This window comes from Hamadaea sp. NPDC051192 (assembly GCF_040682475.1).
Lineage (GTDB): Bacteria > Actinomycetota > Actinomycetes > Mycobacteriales > Micromonosporaceae > Hamadaea > Hamadaea flava.
Genome location: NZ_JBFBAZ010000019.1, coordinates 38794 through 55139, shown reverse-complemented (window position 1 = coordinate 55139; position 16346 = coordinate 38794). Strand labels below are relative to the sequence as shown.

General features: G+C 70.5%; 19 protein-coding genes. 9 read left to right on the top strand and 10 right to left on the bottom strand.

What is annotated here, in order from left to right; translation table 11 throughout:
* Window positions 1–72: 72 nt before the first annotated feature.
* Both AB0M47_RS11160 and mca read right to left on the bottom strand, forming a co-directional pair.
* Window positions 73–342 carry a hypothetical protein gene (locus AB0M47_RS11160; protein WP_363411724.1) on the bottom strand — a complete coding sequence of 90 codons (270 nt, stop codon included), beginning with the start codon at window positions 340–342 and terminating at the stop codon, window positions 73–75.
* Complete coding sequence (gene mca, locus AB0M47_RS11155) at window positions 342–1211, bottom strand: mycothiol conjugate amidase Mca (RefSeq protein WP_363411780.1); 870 nt, start codon at window positions 1209–1211, stop codon at window positions 342–344. Before mca ends, AB0M47_RS11160 begins: the two co-directional genes overlap by 1 nt.
* A 150-nt stretch (window positions 1212–1361) precedes the next feature.
* Between mca and AB0M47_RS11150 the strand changes: the two genes are divergently transcribed.
* The 3 genes from AB0M47_RS11150 to AB0M47_RS11140 all read left to right on the top strand — a co-directional run bounded on the left by AB0M47_RS11150 (window position 1362) and on the right by AB0M47_RS11140 (window position 3345).
* Window positions 1362–1793 carry a DUF4307 domain-containing protein gene (locus AB0M47_RS11150; protein WP_363411722.1) on the top strand — a complete coding sequence of 144 codons (432 nt, stop codon included), beginning with the start codon at window positions 1362–1364 and terminating at the stop codon, window positions 1791–1793.
* 61 nt (window positions 1794–1854) lie between these two features.
* Entirely contained in the window at window positions 1855–2346 is a 492-nt protein-coding gene (gene greA, locus AB0M47_RS11145; protein ID WP_253760127.1) for a transcription elongation factor GreA, read from the top strand.
* 120 nt (window positions 2347–2466) lie between these two features.
* Window positions 2467–3345: a hypothetical protein gene (locus AB0M47_RS11140; protein ID WP_363411720.1), complete on the top strand. Its 879-nt coding sequence runs from the start codon at window positions 2467–2469 to the stop codon at window positions 3343–3345.
* A 72-nt stretch (window positions 3346–3417) separates the two neighbouring features.
* On the opposite strand, the gene ilvA is transcribed toward AB0M47_RS11140, so the two are convergent.
* Window positions 3418–4629: a threonine ammonia-lyase gene (gene ilvA / locus AB0M47_RS11135; protein WP_363411718.1), complete on the bottom strand. Its 1212-nt coding sequence runs from the start codon at window positions 4627–4629 to the stop codon at window positions 3418–3420.
* A 115-nt stretch (window positions 4630–4744) separates the two neighbouring features.
* On the opposite strand from ilvA, the gene AB0M47_RS11130 reads away from it, so the two are divergent.
* Window positions 4745–5236 carry a DUF2269 family protein gene (locus AB0M47_RS11130; protein ID WP_363411778.1) on the top strand — a complete coding sequence of 164 codons (492 nt, stop codon included), beginning with the start codon at window positions 4745–4747 and terminating at the stop codon, window positions 5234–5236.
* Window positions 5237–5240: 4 nt separating this feature from the next.
* On the opposite strand, the gene AB0M47_RS11125 is transcribed toward AB0M47_RS11130, so the two are convergent.
* Genes AB0M47_RS11125 through AB0M47_RS11115 form a run of 3 tightly spaced genes read right to left on the bottom strand, consistent with a single transcriptional unit; the run spans window position 5241 to window position 9183 of the window.
* Window positions 5241–6632: an amidase family protein gene (locus AB0M47_RS11125; protein WP_363411716.1), complete on the bottom strand. Its 1392-nt coding sequence runs from the start codon at window positions 6630–6632 to the stop codon at window positions 5241–5243.
* Window positions 6633–6689: 57 nt separating this feature from the next.
* A complete protein-coding gene (locus tag AB0M47_RS11120) occupies window positions 6690–7829 on the bottom strand; it encodes a cystathionine gamma-synthase (protein WP_363411714.1) in 1140 nt (379 codons plus the stop codon).
* Window positions 7830–7833: 4 nt separating this feature from the next.
* Complete coding sequence (locus AB0M47_RS11115) at window positions 7834–9183, bottom strand: acyltransferase (protein WP_363411712.1); 1350 nt, start codon at window positions 9181–9183, stop codon at window positions 7834–7836.
* Between the two features lie 117 nt (window positions 9184–9300).
* On the opposite strand from AB0M47_RS11115, the gene msrA reads away from it, so the two are divergent.
* Window positions 9301–9954, top strand: a complete 654-nt coding sequence (gene msrA / locus AB0M47_RS11110; protein WP_363411710.1) for a peptide-methionine (S)-S-oxide reductase MsrA — start codon at window positions 9301–9303, stop codon at window positions 9952–9954.
* A gap of 18 nt (window positions 9955–9972) precedes the next feature.
* The gene (locus tag AB0M47_RS11105; protein WP_363411708.1) at window positions 9973–10548 is read left to right on the top strand and encodes a hypothetical protein; all 576 of its coding nucleotides are present in this window, start codon (window positions 9973–9975) and stop codon (window positions 10546–10548) included.
* A gap of 135 nt (window positions 10549–10683) precedes the next feature.
* Here the strand turns inward: AB0M47_RS11105 and AB0M47_RS11100 are convergent, their stop codons facing one another.
* A complete protein-coding gene (locus AB0M47_RS11100) occupies window positions 10684–11148 on the bottom strand; it encodes a hypothetical protein (protein WP_253760119.1) in 465 nt (154 codons plus the stop codon).
* Between the two features lie 70 nt (window positions 11149–11218).
* Between AB0M47_RS11100 and AB0M47_RS11095 the strand changes: the two genes are divergently transcribed.
* Complete coding sequence (locus AB0M47_RS11095) at window positions 11219–11701, top strand: MarR family transcriptional regulator (RefSeq protein ID WP_363411706.1); 483 nt, start codon at window positions 11219–11221, stop codon at window positions 11699–11701.
* Window positions 11702–11990: 289 nt separating this feature from the next.
* Here the strand turns inward: AB0M47_RS11095 and AB0M47_RS11090 are convergent, their stop codons facing one another.
* The 3 genes from AB0M47_RS11090 to AB0M47_RS11080 all read right to left on the bottom strand — a co-directional run bounded on the left by AB0M47_RS11090 (window position 11991) and on the right by AB0M47_RS11080 (window position 14349).
* Window positions 11991–12371, bottom strand: a complete 381-nt coding sequence (locus tag AB0M47_RS11090; RefSeq protein ID WP_363411704.1) for a hypothetical protein — start codon at window positions 12369–12371, stop codon at window positions 11991–11993.
* A 169-nt stretch (window positions 12372–12540) separates the two neighbouring features.
* Complete coding sequence (locus tag AB0M47_RS11085; protein WP_363411702.1) at window positions 12541–13908, bottom strand: cystathionine beta-synthase; 1368 nt, start codon at window positions 13906–13908, stop codon at window positions 12541–12543.
* A gap of 42 nt (window positions 13909–13950) precedes the next feature.
* Window positions 13951–14349 (bottom strand): YkvA family protein, encoded by a 399-nt coding sequence (locus tag AB0M47_RS11080; RefSeq protein WP_253760115.1) that lies wholly within the window; start codon window positions 14347–14349, stop codon window positions 13951–13953.
* A 64-nt stretch (window positions 14350–14413) separates the two neighbouring features.
* Here AB0M47_RS11080 and AB0M47_RS11075 point away from each other — a divergent pair, with 64 nt between their 5' ends.
* Together AB0M47_RS11075 and AB0M47_RS11070 are read left to right on the top strand one after the other, a co-directional pair.
* On the top strand, window positions 14414–15547 hold the full coding sequence (locus AB0M47_RS11075; protein ID WP_363411700.1) for an SGNH/GDSL hydrolase family protein: 1134 nt from the start codon (window positions 14414–14416) through the stop codon (window positions 15545–15547).
* On the top strand, window positions 15544–16338 hold the full coding sequence (locus AB0M47_RS11070) for an SGNH/GDSL hydrolase family protein (protein ID WP_363411698.1): 795 nt from the start codon (window positions 15544–15546) through the stop codon (window positions 16336–16338). The genes AB0M47_RS11075 and AB0M47_RS11070 overlap by 4 nt, the downstream gene beginning before the upstream one ends.
* Window positions 16339–16346: the final 8 nt, after the last annotated feature.

Below are 16346 nucleotides of genomic sequence, written 5' to 3'. Positions count from 1 at the left end.
GCGAATCCCGCTGGGAAGGCTACGGCGTTATCTCGGCGGGCGACAGTGTCAGTGGCTGAAAAACCGCATGGATCATCGAGAATTGTCCCGGCCCGGCTCGACCTCCTCAACCAGGTCAGCAGAGCTGGAGGACTTCTCGTACCGGAGCTCCCGAACGGGAGATCCTTCGGCGGGCTCGCCGTCGAACGAGGCCGGGAGCCGCTTGATGCGCTTGCTCATATTGCGGATGAGCAGCACGATCGCGATGCCGAGCACGACGATCAGAAGCAGGCCCATCGGCCCGGCCAGACCGCCCGATCGGGTGTCCCCGAAATTGTTGTCGGACAAGAACTCGGCCAGCATCAGACCAGCCCCTCCTTACGGACGCCCGCGAACAGGTCGGTCTCCGGCGTCGGACTGTCCACCAGCGACTTCGCGAGCTGGTAGTCCTCGGTCGGCCAGCCCTGCTGACGGATTGCCAGCGGCGTCCGGAACCAGCCGCCGTCGGGATCGATCTGGGTGGCGTGCGCCCGCAGCGCGTCGTCCCGGATCGGGAAGTAATCGCCGCATTCCACCCGCGTCGTGACCCGGTCGCCCTTGTCGCGGGCGGCCGGCCAGTCGGCCAGCATCTCGGCGTACGGGCTCTCGATGCCGGCCGCCAGGCAGGCCTCGTGCAGCGCGGTGAACTGCGATCGGGTGAAGCTGACGTGGTAGTAGAGCTTCTGCGGCTGCCAGGGCGCGCCCAGCTCGGGGTGCACGTCCGCGTCGCCGGCCACGTCGAAGGCGGCGACGCTGACCCGGTGGCACTGGATGTGGTCGGGGTGCGGGTAGCCGCCCTCCTCGTCGTAGGTGATCACGACGTGCGGGCGGAACTCGCGCATCAGCTTGATCAGCGGCTGCGCAGCGGTCGCCACGTCCTCGCGGCCGAAGCTGCCGTCGGGCAGCTTGTCGGCGTTCTCCGGCCGGTAGTCCTCCAGCCAGCCCGAGTCGACGAAGCCCAGCCACTCCTGGCGTACGCCCAGGATCTCGCGGGCCCGCGCCATCTCGGCCCGCCGGATCTCGGCCATGTTGGCCTGGATCTCCGCGTCTCCGGCCAGCTTCGGGTTGAGAATGTCGCCGCGCTCGCCGCCGGTGCACGTGACCACCAGCACGTCGACGCCCTCGCGGACGTAACGGGCCATGGTGGCGGCGCCCTTGCTCGACTCGTCATCGGGATGGGCGTGCACGGCCATCAGGCGAAGCTGCTCACTCACCAGATCTCCCTCTGCGGTTTCAGCACTCGGTCCAGTGCGATGATGGTTCCCAGCCATTCTGACTCCGACCACCGACAACGCGGTCACCGGCCTCGGCGCGGGTGACCTGGCGCCATGAGGACCCGCACTGTGACAGCTCAGACAACCCACCCGGTATTCCCGCCCGGCCGCTACGGGCGGCAGCGGACGCCGCGGCGCGTACCCCGGCCGGTGCTGGCGGCCGCCGTCGCCGTGCTGCTGGTGATCATGACCTTTGTCGGGTTCCGGCTGTACCGGGCCTACGGCGAGCAGGACTACAGCGCCGACGTGACCCGGTTCACCACCGGCGAGAACGCGGTCGACGTGCAGTTCGTCGTGCGGCTGCCCGACGGCGGCCAGGCCGAGTGCATCGTGCGCGCCCGGGGCGAGGACGGGGCCGAAGTAGGCCGGGCGACGGTCGCCGTGACCGCCGGCGCCGAGCCGAGCCAGACCGTCGTCGAGTACCACCTGACGACGAACGGGCGGCCGGTGACGGGCGAAGTCGAGCGCTGCTACCCCCACGACGCGGAAACCAGCAGCTGACCCGCAGTGGGCGTACGCTGTTAAGTTTGAACTTCTGTCCGATCTAATCAAGGAGTCCGCCGTGCCATCGACCGAGACCAACACCTGGTTGTCCCAGGAAGCGTTCGACCGGCTGCAGGGTGAGCTCGACGAGCTGATCGCGGCCCGGCCCGCGGTCGCGGCGGAGATCAACGCTCGGCGCGAGGAGGGCGATCTCCGGGAGAACGGCGGATACCACGCCGCCCGCGAGGAGCAGGGCAAGCAGGAGGCTCGTATCCGGCAGTTGCAGGAACTGCTGCGGACGGCGCGGGTCGGCGACGCGCCGACGGCGGACGCGGTCTCCCCCGGCATGGTCGTGACGATCCAGTTCGACGACGACGCCGACGACACCGAGACCTTCCTGCTCGGCTCGCGGGAGATCGCCGCCACCACCGACCTGACCGTCTACAGCCCCGAGTCGGCCCTCGGTGCGGCGATCATGGGCGCCAAGACCGGTCAGTCGGTGAGCTACACCGCGCCCAGCGGCGCGACGATCACCGTGAGCATCGTAAAATTCGAACCCTTCGCAGGCTGAGCGTCGGCAAGGGCTGATCCGTGTCATCCCTTCGGCCCATTGAAGCTCAGGGGATCTTCCTGGCAGGCTGGCTTGCCGCTCGCGTACGAAGCGAGCCTTCCACGGGAGGATCCCCCCTTTATGTCTGAAGAGAACGCCGTCGACCGGCGCAAGCTGCTCCGGCGTGCCGGAACCGTCGCGGCCGGCGTAGGCGCGGCCGGTGTCGCGTCCGCGATCGCCGCCAGCCCGGCGTCCGCCGCTGCGGGCGAGGCCCTCGTCCAGGGCTCCAACGAGACCGCCGGCGTGGCGAACAGCATCAACAGCACGGCGTCGTCGACGCTGACCCTGTCGAACTCCGGCTCCGGCGCGCCGCTGACCCTGCCCGCGAAGGCGTGGCCCAGCGGTCTCGCCGACGGCTCGATCGTGTTCGACAGCGGCCAGGGCCTGAACTACGCCTGGGGTGGCAACGGCAGCCAGGCTGCCGTCTACGACTCCAGCTGGGTCCCGATCGTCGTGCCGACCCCGCCGCTGCGGGTGCTGGTCACCTTCACCAGCCCGGCCCAGATGGGTCTCGCTTCCGGTTACTCGATGTCCGGCGGCAAGATCAACCCGAAGAACAGCGCCACTGTCCCGGACATGCTCGTCGACCTCAGCTGGGCGCTCGACCCGGCGACCGACCTGAGCGGAACCGCGGTGCAGTTCAACCTCACCGCATTCAGCGCCGCCGCCGGCTGGGTCGCCGCGTGGGACGAGGGTCCCTGGCCGTCGAACAGCAACATCAACACCCCGGGCAACAACACCGCGATCGCGAACTTCTGCCAGGTCGCCGTTGGTTCGGATGGCAAGATCCGGTTCAAGATGAACCGGCCGACCGCGCTGATCATCGACATCCTCGGTTTCGTCGCGTGGCCGGGCAACTTCACGACCGGCGATGCCGCCGCGAAGGCCCCCGCCGCCGCGCAGAAGGTGACGAAGACGCTGGCCGGCATCCGCAACTCGGCCAAGCTGCCGCGTCGCTGATCCCGCGCCACAGAAGCGCCACGAAGGCCGCTCCGGTACGCCGGGGCGGCCTTCGCCCTGTCCGGGCTCAGGTCACGCCGATACGGCGTACCCGTTGGATCTGAGCGCGGACAGCAGGCGGTCCGAGTGTTCGGACCCGCGCGTCTCCACCGAGAGCGCGACGGCGACCTCGCCGAGCCGGAGCTGCGGATCGTGGCGCTGATGCGCCACGTCGACGATGTTGGCCCGGTGCTGGGCGATGAGCGAGAGCAGTTCCGCGAGCTGGCCCGGCCGGTCGACACAACGGACGGTGAAGCGCAGGAACCGGCCCGCGAGCGACAGGCCGTGCTCGATGACGCGGAGCATGAGCAGCGGGTCGATGTTGCCGCCGGAGAGGACCGCGACCGCCGGCGTCTCGACCTCGACGACTCCGCTGAGCAGCGCGGCGACCCCGACTCCCCCGGCCGGCTCGACCACGAGCTTGCCGCGTTCGAGGAGCATGAGCAGCGCTCTCGAGATCTCCTCGTCGGTGACCGTCACGACCTCGTCGACGAGCTTGCTGACGTGCAGGTAGGTCAGATCGCCGGGGCGGAGGACGGCGATGCCGTCGGCGATCGTGTTGAGCTGATCGAGCTTGACGGGGTGCCCGGCGCGCAACGAGGGCGGGAACGCCGCGGCCCCGGCCGCCTGGACGCCGATGATCTGCACGTCGGGTCGCGACGCCTTCACCGCGACCGCGACGCCGGAGATCAGGCCGCCGCCGCCGATGCCCATGATGATCGTCTTGACGTCGGGGACCTGCGCCAAGATCTCCAGCCCGACCGTGCCCTGCCCGGCGATGACGTCGGGATGGTCGAACGGGTGGATGAAGATCGCGCCGGTGGCCTCCGCGAACTCCCGGGCCGCGACCAGCGCCTCGTCCACATTCGCCCCGACGAGCTGGACGGACGCGCCGTAACCCTTCGTCGCGGCGACCTTGGGCAGTGGCGCGCCGACGGGCATGAAGACGGTGGCGGGGACGCCTAGCGCGGTCGCGGCGACCGCGACCCCTTGGGCGTGATTTCCCGCGCTGGCGGCGACGACGCCCCCGGCCCGCTCCTCGGCGCTCAGCCGCGCGATCCGGGTGTACGCGCCCCGCACCTTGTACGCGCCCGCCCGCTGGAGGTTCTCGCACTTGAGCCAGACCTGGCCGCCGATCTTGGCCGACAGCGGCCGGCAGGGCTCGATCGGGGTGACCCGGGCGATGTCCCGCAGCAACTCCTGAGCGGCCCGGATGTCGTCGACGCTGACGAGGTGAGGTGTCACGCCCTGATCGTCGCACCGCGCTCGGTGGCGTACTCCACCGGCTCAACCGGCTCACCCGGCCCGCAGGGTGATTTGCCCTGATCAGGCGTTTTGTACGCCTATGATCGCGATTGTGATGACGTTCCTGAAGGCGTTGCACGTGCTCAGTGCGGTCATGCTGGTCGGCCCGCTCATGTCCGCCCCCTTCATCGGTCGCCGGGCGATCCAGCGGCGCAGCGCCGACGGCGTACGCATGGCGGCCACCCAGACCCGGGCCTTCGGCGCGGGCACGGTACTCACCGCGGTGCTCGGCGTACTCACGGTCCTCGGCAGCGACGGCAAGTACGAGTTCAGCACGCCTTGGGTGATCATCTCCATGACGCTGTACGTGGTGGCGCTCGGACTCGTGTTCTTCTACGCCGTCCCCGCGCTGCACAAGGCGGCCCGCATGGTCGAGGAAGGCGTCATCGACACCCAGCCGGAAGCCTCGGCGCTGACCGCGACCACCGACGACCTGCGCCTCAAGGAGCGCCTCGACGCCATCACCGGACGTGTCGCCGGAGCCGGTTTCCTGGTGCTGCTGGTCTTCGCCGTGATCACCCTGCTGATGGTGATCCGGCCGTTCTGACCGGCTACCGCGCCCGGGCGGGGGTGGCCGCGACCGGGAACCCCGGGGCGTGCCTACGCCACGCGTGCAGCAGTTCGAACTGGCCGGCGATGGCCAGCAAGGTCAGCTCACTGCCGGGCGGGCCGACGAGCTGGACCGCGGCGGGCAGGCCGTCGGGGCGTACGCCGACCGGCACGGTCAACGCGGGCAGCCCGGAGATGTTCCAGGGTGCGGCGTACGGGGCGAAGCGGAGGCAGGCCGTGACATTGGACAGCCAACCCCGGGACGACCAGGACCGGGCCGGCAACGGCGTACGCGCCAACGCCGGGGTCAGCAGGACGTCGTAGTTCCCGTCGCCGAAGAAGGCGATCGACTTCTCCCGGAATCCTTCGCGGTCCGCTTCGCGGATCATCCCCCGGTTCCAGGCCCAGCGGCCCATCCGCAGATGACGTCGCGACCGTGGCTGGAGCTTGGCGTCCAGCAGCCCGGCGTCCTCGGCGTCCCGATAGGCCGCGGCGAACCAGGTCGCCAGGCCGCGCAGGCCCAACCCCACCGGGTACGCCGGATCGGCCGAGACGGTGTCGTGGCCCGCCTCGACGAGCAGGTTCGCGGCGGTGGCGACGGCTTCGCGGTTGGCCGCGTCGGCGGCCGTGCCCGCGACCGGCGAGCGCAGCGAGACGGCGACCCGCAGCCGCGGCGGATGCTCCAGCTTGCCCGGCGTACGCCCGGCCAGGACGGAGAAACCGACCGCCGCGTCCGCCACCGTGGTGGCGAGGATGCCGTGCTCGACCAGGCCGAACCAGTCCTCCCGGCCCAGCTGCGCCGGCACCACGCCCCGGCCCGGCTTCAGCCCGACGAGTCCGCAGCAGGCCGCCGGAATCCGGATGGAGCCGAGCCCGTCGTTGCCGTGCGCGATCGGGACCAGCCCGGACGCGACCGCCGCCGCGGAACCGCCGGACGAGCCGCCCGGCGTCCGCTCGAAGTTCCAGGGGTTCCGGGTCACCGCGGAGTCGTCGTCGGTGGTCGCCCAGAGTCCGAGCTCCGGCATGCGGGTCACGCCGACGATCACGGCGCCGGCGCCGCGCAGACGGCGGACCACCTCGTGGTCGGCGTCGGCCACCTCGGACCGCGCCGCGGCCGAACCACGCCAGGTCGGCAGGCCCGCGATGGGCGTGTTCTCCTTCAGCGCGACCGGGACGCCCGCGAGCGGCAGATGACCCAGGTCAGGCTGGTCGTCGACCTCGGCCGCCTCGAACGCGGCCTCCGAGTCGCGCAGCGCACGGAAGGCGTGGACCTGGTCGTCGTTCGCCCGGATGTAGTCGAGGTGATCGGCGACGACCTGCGTCGCCGAGGCGTCACCGCGACGCACCGCGCGCGCGATCTGTTTCGCGGTCGCGCCGACCCACGTCTCGGGCATCTACCCACTCCTCCCCAGCAGTGCGTGGCGCACACTCTACCGGGGAGGAGTGACTCGCTAGGCACTCAGCGCATCGTCCAGATCGGCCAGCAGGTCGTCGAGGGTCTCGATGCCGACCGAAAGGCGTACGAGGTCGGCCGGAACCTCCAAAGCCGACCCGGCGACGCTGGCGTGGGTCATGCGGCCCGGGTGCTCGATCAGCGACTCGATGCCGCCGAGCGACTCCGCGAGCGTGAAGACCTTGGTGCTGTTGCAGATCCGCTCGGCCTTCGCCAGATCGCCGACGCGGAAGCTGACCATGCCGCCGAAGCGGCGCATCTGCTTCGCCGCGACGTCGTGGTTCGCGTGCTCGGGCAGCCCCGGGTAGAGCACCTGGGTCACCGCCGGGTGTCCACTGAGGAACTCGACCACGCGCTCCGCGTTGTCGCAGTGGCGCTCCATGCGTACGGCTAGGGTTTTCACGCCGCGCAGGGTCAGCCAGGCGTCGAACGGGCCGTTCACCGCGCCCATCGCGTTCTGGTGGAACTTCGCCTTCTCGTGCAGCTCGGCGTCGTTGACGACCAGGGCACCACCGACCACATCGGAGTGTCCGCCGACGTACTTGGTCGTCGAGTGGACGACGACGTCCGCGCCGAGCGCCAGCGGCTGCTGCAGATACGGGCTGGCGAAGGTGTTGTCCACCACCAGGATCGCCCCGACCTCGCGGGCGATCTCCGCGATCGCCGCGATGTCCGCGACGCCCAGCAGCGGGTTCGTCGGGGTCTCGACCCAGATCATCTTCGTCTGGGCGGTCACCGCCGCCCGCACGGCGTCCGCGTCGGTCAGCCGCGCGGGCGTGAACTGTACGCCCCAAGGCTGCGCGACCCGGGCGAACAAGCGATAGGTGCCGCCGTACGCGTCGTCGGGGATCACGACGTGATCACCCGGCCGCAGCGCCGACCGGAGCAGGGTGTCCTCCGCGGCGAGGCCGCTGGCGAAGGTCAACCCGTAGCGCCCGCCCTCCAGCGCCGCCAGGCACTCCTGCAGGGCGTCCCGGGTCGGGTTGCCGCTGCGGGAGTACTCGTACCCCAAGCGCGGCGCACCGACCGCGTCCTGCGCGTACGTGGAGGTCTGGAAGATCGGCGGGATCACCGCACCGGTCCGCTCGTCCGGCTCTTGACCGGCGTGGATGGCGAGCGTCTCGAATCCGTAAGACATCCCCTCAGCCTAGTGGCGGGGTCCTGGGGTCGTGCGCATCTCCACCCGGTACGCCCGGACCGGCCACGACCCGCTCCGGCACCGCTGTCAGAGGCAGCGTCGGGACCTCCGACCACCGCTGCGATTCCGAGGAGGCCCGTTGGCTCGGCAGGACCGATTCCGCGTCGGCGGCCGGCGGGGTTCCCGGTTCGGCTTGCGGCGGGGCTTCCGGCGTCCGGCGGCGACCGATACGCAGATCCTTCAGCGCCATGGCCGGCCGTTCGACCAGGTGCCACGAGAGGGCGGCGAGGGCGAAGGATCCGGCCGAGGAGACCACGATGAACCCGGCCGCGCCGAGGGCCGCGCCGCCCACCAGGGCCAGCATCTGCTGGACGGGGAAGGCGTAGATGTAGACGCCGTACGAGTAGTCGCGTTTGCGGCCGACGGCGTGGAGCTTGGCGGGTAGTGCCACAACCGCGTAGAGCAGCAGGTACGCGTACGCGGGCAAGCCGATGACCGGGAAGCCGTCCACGAAGAGCCCGATCGCCAGCAGCACGCCCGCGACGACGGCGAGCGCCGGATGCAGCGGTACGCGGTTCGGGAACAACTGGGCCACCGCGCCGAAGAGGAAGAGCGTCCCGAGGGTGACGAGCTGGCCGACGCTGAACGAGCCGAGCAGCGGCAACGGGCCGAGCGTGCCGAGGTCGAGGACGTCCGGGCTGACCGTCTCGAAGACGATGACCACGAAGCCCGCCACGGCGAGCAGTGACACGAGTGGGCGGGCCCGGCGGAGGACGGCGGTGACGGCCAGGATGCCGACGAGGACGTAGCAGAGCAGCTCGTACTTGAGGCTCCAGAGCGAACCGTCGAACGCGCTGGGCTTGCCGTGCCCGTAAGGCGTGCCGCTGAGCAGACCCGAAATCGGATACTGCGACATGCTCGCGAACCAGTTGGCGGTGACGTACTCCCATGGGCCGCGCGAATGGTGCAGATAGGAGCCCAGCGACCGGCCTTCGATCAACGCGGCGACGGGTGCGATGGCGAACGCCGTCACCAGGAGGCAGACCCACAACCCCGGAAAGATGCGCAGGAAGCGGTGCCAGCTGAAGCGCCCGATGCCGAACTTCCGGCCGCTGGCGGTGATCAGGAAGCCGGACAGGATGAAGAACCCGTAGACGGACAGGGTGCCCAGATCGGTCTGCTTGTGGGTGAGCGTCGTACCCAGGCTTGGCGCGCCGAACGCCAGCGGCCAGGTGTGCGCGACCAGAACGTCGAAGGCGAGCAGGTGACGAAGGAAACCGATGGAATTGGCCCGGGAGGAGAACCGATCGGCCAGCGTACGCACGCCACCGATCCGCCAACCTGCTGCTGACATCGCTCCCCGCATTCCCGATATTCCGAGCCTGAATCCAGGTCGCCAGGGTAACGGCTGGAGCGCCGCGGGGGAATTTCGGCAGCCGGGCGGACGCTTACCGGTCCGGAGGTGTGTTTCATGTTCCTACGCCGCAAGATGCTCGACCTTCCCACGCCCGAGCAGGCCCTGCCCGGTCGCGCCGAAGCGATGCGGGTGCCTTCGTCCCATTTCGTCCTTGGTACGCCGTTGACCGGCCCCTTCCCGGCCGGCCTGGAGACGGCGGTCTTCGGAATGGGCTGCTTCTGGGGCGCCGAGCGGCTGTTCTGGAAGCTCGACGGGGTCTACACCACGTCCGTGGGGTACGCCGGCGGGCTGACCACGAACCCCAGCTATGACGAGGTCTGTTCCGGGTTCACCGGGCACACCGAGGTTCTCGAGGTGGTGTTCGACCCGGCCAAGATCAGCTATGCCCAGCTGCTCAAGGTCTTCTGGGAGAACCACGACCCGACCCAGGGCATGCGCCAGGGCAACGACGTCGGCACGCAGTACCGCTCGGCGATCTACGCCACCACTCCAGCGCAGCTCGACGAGGCACTGGCCTCGCGTGACGCGTTCGCGCCCGTGGTCAAGGCGGCCGGCCTCGACGACATCACGACCGAGATCGCCCCGCTCGGCCGGTACTACTTCGCCGAGGACTATCACCAGCAGTACCTGGCCAAGAACCCGGACGGCTACTGCGGCATCGGCCCGAACGGGCTGACCTGCCAGACGGGGGTCGCGACCCTCGGCTGACCCGGCGACACTGGTCGAGTGACATTCACGATTGATGATGTCGAAGAGCTGACCGGTCTCGTGGTCGCGGCCTGGCGTACCGGGCTCGACCGGGACTGGTCGGCTCCGGCCGGCTGCCTCACCTGGAGTTGCCTCCGGACGGCCGACCACACCGTGGACACCGTCCTGGCTCCGGCGATGTTCCTCGCCTCCCGGAAACTGGACGGCTATCCGGCATACGGCGTCGGCACCCCCGGGGCGGACGCGTCCCCGGCCATCCTCATCGAAGCGTTGGCGACTTCGACTCGCCTTCTCGCAGGCGTGGTACGCACGGCGGAACCCGAGGCGCGAGCGGTGATCTGGCGACGTCCGGAAGTCGAGACACGCGGTCCGGCGGACTTCCCGCCCCGGGCCGGACTCGAACTCGTCCTGCACGCGTACGATGTGTGCCTAGGGCTGGGCGTGCCCTTCGAGCCGCCGGACGAACTGTGCCAACGGCTGCGGGCGCACACCCTGGCCTGGCCGATGTGGGCGAGCCCGGGATGGTCCTCACCGACCGATGATCCCGACGCGTGGCGCGACCTGATCCGCGCCTCCGGCCGGCTCCCGCGCTAGCCGCTTCGCTCGCCTGCTGCGCGTTCCCAGCGGATCACGGTTACGCAGGCGATCTCGGCGGCCGGAAGGCTGCGCGTCAGTGATCTGCAACCAGCAGCGGCCCCGCCGAAGCAGGGCCGCTGACGTCTCGGACGATCAGGCGTGCGTGTCGGCCGGGTCGTGCACGGTCGGCCGGCCGCCGTCGCGGTGGGCACGGACGCAGTCGTCGACGAATTCGCGGGAGAACATCGCGGTCAGGATCGCGACGCCGCCCCGGGCGATGCGTACCTCGCCGTTCTCGATCTCGCCGACGATCCGGACGCGGCGGCCGCCGGTGCCCTTGGTGCGCTCCCAGTCCTTCACCGTGCCCCGGCCACGGAACGTCAGATCCCACTGGTCGATCACGGCGTCCTCGGGGACCAGCAGCTTGATCGTGGAGCGCGAGGCGTGCACCCGGACCTCCACATCGCCGGTGATCCGCGGCGACCGCAGGTCCAGCAGCGCGTAGCCGCTGCGGCCGCGTACCTCGAAGCGGTTCGCGTCGGTCCAGTCGCCCAGCTTCTTCACGGTGTCGGCGTACGCCTCGACGCGGACGGGCTCGGTGGTGACGGTCGTGTTCATGGCCAACTCCCTTGACACTCTGGTATCTTGACTATCAAGACACCTATAGCTTGAAGGACAAGATACTCGAATGTCAAGTGATTCTCGGGAGAATCTTGAGCAGCGCCTGGGCGAGCAGGTCAGAGCCTTCCAGCGGGCGGTCGACCAAGGCGACGACGAGATCGCCCGGCTCCTCGGGCTGAACCGGACCGACCTGCGCTGCCTGGACCTGCTGCTGCAGACAGGTCCGACCGCGCCGGGGCGGCTGGCCACCGAACTCGGGCTCACCACCGGCAGCGTCACGGCGATGCTCGACCGGATGGAGAAGAGCGGCTACATCTCGCGTACGCCCGACCCGGGCGACCGGCGGAAGGTGGTCGTCCAGGCCCGGCCGGAGATCGCCGACCAGGCCTGGCAGGCTATGCTGCCGCTGATCGAGGACTCGACCCGCAGCATCGCCGGCTACTCCGAGGACGACCTCAAGCTGTTGCTGGACTTCTTCGAACGGGCCATCGGCATCCAGGAGCGGCAGATCGACCGGCTCCGGGCGATGACGCCCGCCAAAAAGCGCTGACATGCCTTGACATGCCTTGACATGCGTTGACATGCGTTGGGCGGGAGTATCGCGACCGGACTGCGGGGGAACCGGTTGATCGCGTACTCCCGCCCAACTTTCCCGCCGTCCCGCGGTCCGCGACGCCTGGCCGGAGGCGCCGCATCGGCGGAGGCAGCCGATTACCGCGACGGGCGGGTGTTCGCGGGACGCGCGCGCTGGCGGGCACGGCGCGTCGCCGCTATACCGGACGTGTCACCCCGCCATAGCCGGGGGACGGGTCCGGCGGGAATGGACGTCCGTTGTTCGGCTAGTCGAAGAGGGCCCGGTTGACCCCGGCCCGCCCGACCTCGTCGACGCGCGGGGCGTCGAGTCCGAGCAGGCTGCCGGAGTTCCGGCCGCCCGACTGCGCCCGCACGCTCGGCAGCGCGCGGAGGCTGTTGAGGTCGTGCCGAGCGGTCCAGGCGTGTTGCCAGGTCCGCGTCGACGCGGCCGCGGCGCGCTCGGCGAGGCGCCTCGGCGGGCACGGCCACTGGAGGCCGCACCAGGCACAGGTGTCGTCGTCCGTGCCGATCCCGTCCCGCGGCGCGTGGCGGGCGAGCATGACCTGCGCGTCCTGCCAGAGCAGCGGATCGAGGATCTCGGACCCACCGGTGGTGGCCCGGTTTGAAGGTTCGGCGACGCTGATCACGACTTCCCCCCCAAGGAGGAGCGGTGTGCTCCTGACATGGAAGTCAACGCCTCGGTCAAGCGTCACACTCGGACAAACTGTGCGACCCGCGCGCAGGACGCACGCGGGTCGCTCCAAACGGTGACGCGCCGGGGGAGCCGCTCGGGCGAGCCGCCAGCAGTGGTTTTGCTCAGGCGAGGTGGTTGAGCAGGTCCTGCCGGGTCAGTACGCCGGCCGGCTTGCCGTCGACGAGGACCATCGCCGCGTCCGCCTTGGCCAGCAGCGCGACCGCCTCGGAGACCTGCTGGCCACCGCCGACCATGGGCAGCGGCGGAGCCATGTGCTTGTCGAGCATGTCGTGCAGGTGCGCCTGCCCGGCGAACAACGCGTCCAGCAGGTCGCGTTCCGCGATCGAGCCCGCGACCTCACCGGTCACCACCGGCGGCTCCGCCTTGAGCACCGGCAACTGCGACACCCCGTACTCGCGCATGATGTCGATCGCGTCGCGTACCGTCTCGGTCGGGTGGACGTGGACCAGCGACGGGATCGCGCCGGCCTTGGCCGCGAGCACGTCGGCGACGGTCGGGCCCTCCGCCGCGAGGAAGCCGTAGCGGGCCATCCAGTCGTCGTTGAAGAGCTTGGAGAGGTAGCCGCGGCCACCGTCCGGGAGCAGGACCACGATCACCGCGTCAGCTGGCGCCGAGCGCGCCACCTTGATCGCCGCGACCGCCGCCATGCCGCACGAACCGCCGACGAGCAGGCCCTCCTCGCGGGCGAGCCGCCGGGTCATCTCGAACGACTCGCGGTCGGTGACCTCGATGATCTCGTCGCAGATGCCCTTGTCGTAGGTGGTCGGCCAGAAGTCTTCGCCGACGCCCTCGACGAGGTAAGGACGGCCGGTGCCGCCGGAGTAGACCGAACCCTCGGGGTCGGCTCCGATGATCTTCACCTGACCGCCGGAGGCCTCCTTGAGGTAGCGGCCCACCCCGGAGATGGTGCCGCCGGTGCCGACGCCCGCCACGAAGTGCGTGATGCGGCCCTCGGTCTGGGCCCAGATCTCCGGTCCGGTCGTCTCGTAGTGCGACAGCGGATTGTTGGGGTTGGAGTACTGGTCGGGTTTCCAGGCGCCGGGGATCTCGCGGACGAGCCGGTCGGAGACCGAGTAGTAGGAGCGCGGGTCCTCCGGGGCGACCGCGGTCGGGCAGACCACGACCTCGGCCCCGTACGCCCGGAGCACGTTCTGCTTGTCCTCGCTGACCTTGTCGGGGCAGACGAACACGCAGCGGTAGCCGCGGCGCTGCGCCACGAGGGCCAGCCCGACACCGGTGTTGCCACTGGTCGGCTCGACGATGGTGCCGCCCGGCTTGAGCAGGCCCTCCTGCTCGGCCGCATCGATCATCCGGGTGGCGATGCGGTCCTTCACCGAGCCGCCGGGGTTGAGGTACTCAACCTTCGCGAGCACGAGTGGGCCGCCGTCTGGAATACCCTCGGTCACGCTGTGCAGCCGGACCAGCGGGGTGTCGCCGATCAGGTCAACAACGTTGTCGACATATCGCATGGCCAGAGCCTATTACGCGGTGATGATCTTATTTCGCGATGATCAGTCGACGACCTGGCCGTCGATGAAGTCGCCGGGCCGGGCGCTCGTCGGACGCTCTCGCCGGCGGCCCTTCGGGAACAGCCGCTCCCATTGCAGGAACCGGTCGGTCTCCGAGAGGAACGCTCCGGCGATCCAGGCGATGACGATGCCGTCGTCGATCAGTCCCAGCGGGCCCATGATGATCTCGGGCACGAGATCGATGGGAGAGACCACGTACAAGGTCGCCAATGCCATCAACAGGAACCGGCCGGAGCCGTCATACTGACCGCGCAACGAGGCCCAGGCCAGCCGGGGCACGCTGAACACCCGGTCGACCAGTCCAGGTCCACCGCGATGCGACGCGGTCACCGCTTTCCACAAGGCTGTGAAGGCTGCGGTACGCCTGATGGTCCGTCCCATTTGATCTCGCTAACCTTGAGTCACAAGCCGAAGGGTACGAGCCTCACGTTACTCGGAGTCCGCCATGAGCACCGCAGGAAAGAAGGCCGTCAAGACCATCGGACGGGCCGTCGCGTACAGCGGCGGTTTCGCCGTCACAGCGGGTCTGGTGGCGGCGGGTGTCATGTACGCGCAGGCGGAACAAGCCAAGCGGATCATCCCCTTGGCGGAGGCGCCCCCGCCCCGGCCGGACGGCCGCTACGGTCAGCGCCACGACGGGCCCGAATTGACCATGGTCGTGCTCGGCGACTCCTCGGCTGCCGGGTTTGGCGTATTCCGTCCCCGAGAGACCCCGACTGCCCTGATCGCGACCGGGCTGGCCCGTCGGCTGAGCCGGCCGGTCGTCGCGCATACCTTCGCCGTCGTGGGGGCGACGTCGGCTCAGTTGCGACCGCAGGTGGAGGCGGCCCTCGAAGTGCGGGCCGACTTGGCGGTCATCCTCATCGGCGCCAACGACGTGACGCACGCGGGCAGCCGGGCCACCGCCGTTCGCTACCTGGCCAACGCCGTACGCGAACTTCGGGCGGCGGGCTGCCAGGTCGTCGTCGGGACGTGCCCCGATCTCGGCGCGGTTCAGCCGATCCGGCCGCCGCTGCGCTGGCTGGCCCGGCATTGGAGCCGCCAGATGGCGATGGCGCAGACGGTCGCGGTCGTCGAGGCGGGCGGCTGGACGGTGTCGCTGGGCGACCTGCTCGGACCGCGGTTCGCCCGCGAGCCGCAGCGCATGTTCGGCAGCGACCGCTTCCACCCGTCGGCCGAGGGGTACGCCATCGCGAGCGCCGCTCTGCTGCCCACCGCCATCGCCGCCATGCATCGCGGGGACGCCCGCCCGACTGCACAGACCGCCGGTAAGGGGGTACGGTCGCTGCCGGAGGCGGCTGCCGAGGCGGTGCGCCTGCCCGGTACGGAGGTCAGCGGGGTCTCCGTCGGCGGGCGGGACCGCGGCCCAGCCGGTCGATGGGCACAGCTTCGCCACCGAGTCTGGGAGGTGCTGCGGCTGCCCGGCGAGGACGCGGCGGCCCGCGCCGACGGCCATCGCGGCACCTCCGCCGAGCATCTGGCGGCCGGCCGGACTGATAGGGCCGACCCACCGCCCTCCCGGCTGACGCCGGATCCAGCGGTGGTCGGCGGCGACGGAGTGGAGGGACAGCCGACATGAGCCTGCTCAAGCGGGTCGGGAAGGCGACGGTGGTGGCCCTGGTCGCCGGCACCGTCGGCGGCGCCGCGCTGCTGACCGCCGAGGCGATCGTGGCGCGCCGGCGCTCGTACGCCCAGCCCGCGCTGGGGCTCAACGTCCGGGCCAGCATCGGGGCCGACGCCGCCCCGCCCCTGCGCCTGGTGATGCTGGGCGACTCGGCCGCCCTCGGCGTGGGCGTCGACCGGGTCGCCGACACCGTCGGCGGTCAGCTCGCCGATCTGCTGTCCAATCCGGTCGGCGGCGAACCGGGCCGCCGGGTCGACCTGTCCAGCGTCGGGGTCTCGGGATCCCGTTCGTCGGATCTCGCCACCCAGGTCGCGCGGGCGTTGCTGGGCCTGCGCCCGGACGTGGCGGTCATCCTCGTCGGCGCGAACGACGTCATCGGACTGCGCTCGCCGGGCGAGGCGGCGACGCACCTCGGCGCGGCCGTACGCCGGCTTCGCGAGGCGGGCGTCGAAGTGGTCGTCGGGACGTGCCCCGACATGGGAGCCGCTCGCGCGATCGCCCCGCCGCTGCGGCAGGTGGTCGGCTGGCTGGGTCGCCGGGTCGCCCGCGCCCAGGTACGCGCGGTGCACGCCGCCGGCGGTGCGGTCGTCGACCTCGGAGCCGAGACCGGCCCCGTCTTCCGAGCCGATCCGGCCACGCTCTGTGAAGACCGCTACCACCCGTCCGCCGACGGCTACCGGGTCTGGGCGTACGCCCTGCTCCCGGCGGTCGCGCACGCGGCCGGGGTCAGCCCGACACTCCCCTGACCTTGGCA

Bases quoted from the DNA above. Each gene is read 5' to 3' on its own strand.
- AB0M47_RS11160 (WP_363411724.1), bottom strand. From the start codon at position 342: ATGCTGGCCGAGTTCTTGTCCGACAACAATTTCGGGGACACCCGATCG.
- mca (WP_363411780.1), bottom strand. From the start codon at position 1,211: ATGGCCGTGCACGCCCATCCCGATGACGAGTCGAGCAAGGGCGCCGCC.
- AB0M47_RS11140 (WP_363411720.1), top strand. From the start codon at position 2,467: ATGTCTGAAGAGAACGCCGTCGACCGGCGCAAGCTGCTCCGGCGTGCC.
- AB0M47_RS11130 (WP_363411778.1), top strand. From the start codon at position 4,745: ATGACGTTCCTGAAGGCGTTGCACGTGCTCAGTGCGGTCATGCTGGTC.
- AB0M47_RS11125 (WP_363411716.1), bottom strand. From the start codon at position 6,632: ATGCCCGAGACGTGGGTCGGCGCGACCGCGAAACAGATCGCGCGCGCG.
- AB0M47_RS11120 (WP_363411714.1), bottom strand. From the start codon at position 7,829: ATGTCTTACGGATTCGAGACGCTCGCCATCCACGCCGGTCAAGAGCCG.
- AB0M47_RS11115 (WP_363411712.1), bottom strand. From the start codon at position 9,183: ATGTCAGCAGCAGGTTGGCGGATCGGTGGCGTGCGTACGCTGGCCGAT.
- msrA (WP_363411710.1), top strand. From the start codon at position 9,301: ATGTTCCTACGCCGCAAGATGCTCGACCTTCCCACGCCCGAGCAGGCC.
- AB0M47_RS11100 (WP_253760119.1), bottom strand. From the start codon at position 11,148: ATGAACACGACCGTCACCACCGAGCCCGTCCGCGTCGAGGCGTACGCC.
- AB0M47_RS11095 (WP_363411706.1), top strand. From the start codon at position 11,219: ATGTCAAGTGATTCTCGGGAGAATCTTGAGCAGCGCCTGGGCGAGCAG.
- AB0M47_RS11085 (WP_363411702.1), bottom strand. From the start codon at position 13,908: ATGCGATATGTCGACAACGTTGTTGACCTGATCGGCGACACCCCGCTG.
- AB0M47_RS11080 (WP_253760115.1), bottom strand. From the start codon at position 14,349: ATGGGACGGACCATCAGGCGTACCGCAGCCTTCACAGCCTTGTGGAAA.
- AB0M47_RS11075 (WP_363411700.1), top strand. From the start codon at position 14,414: ATGAGCACCGCAGGAAAGAAGGCCGTCAAGACCATCGGACGGGCCGTC.
- AB0M47_RS11070 (WP_363411698.1), top strand. From the start codon at position 15,544: ATGAGCCTGCTCAAGCGGGTCGGGAAGGCGACGGTGGTGGCCCTGGTC.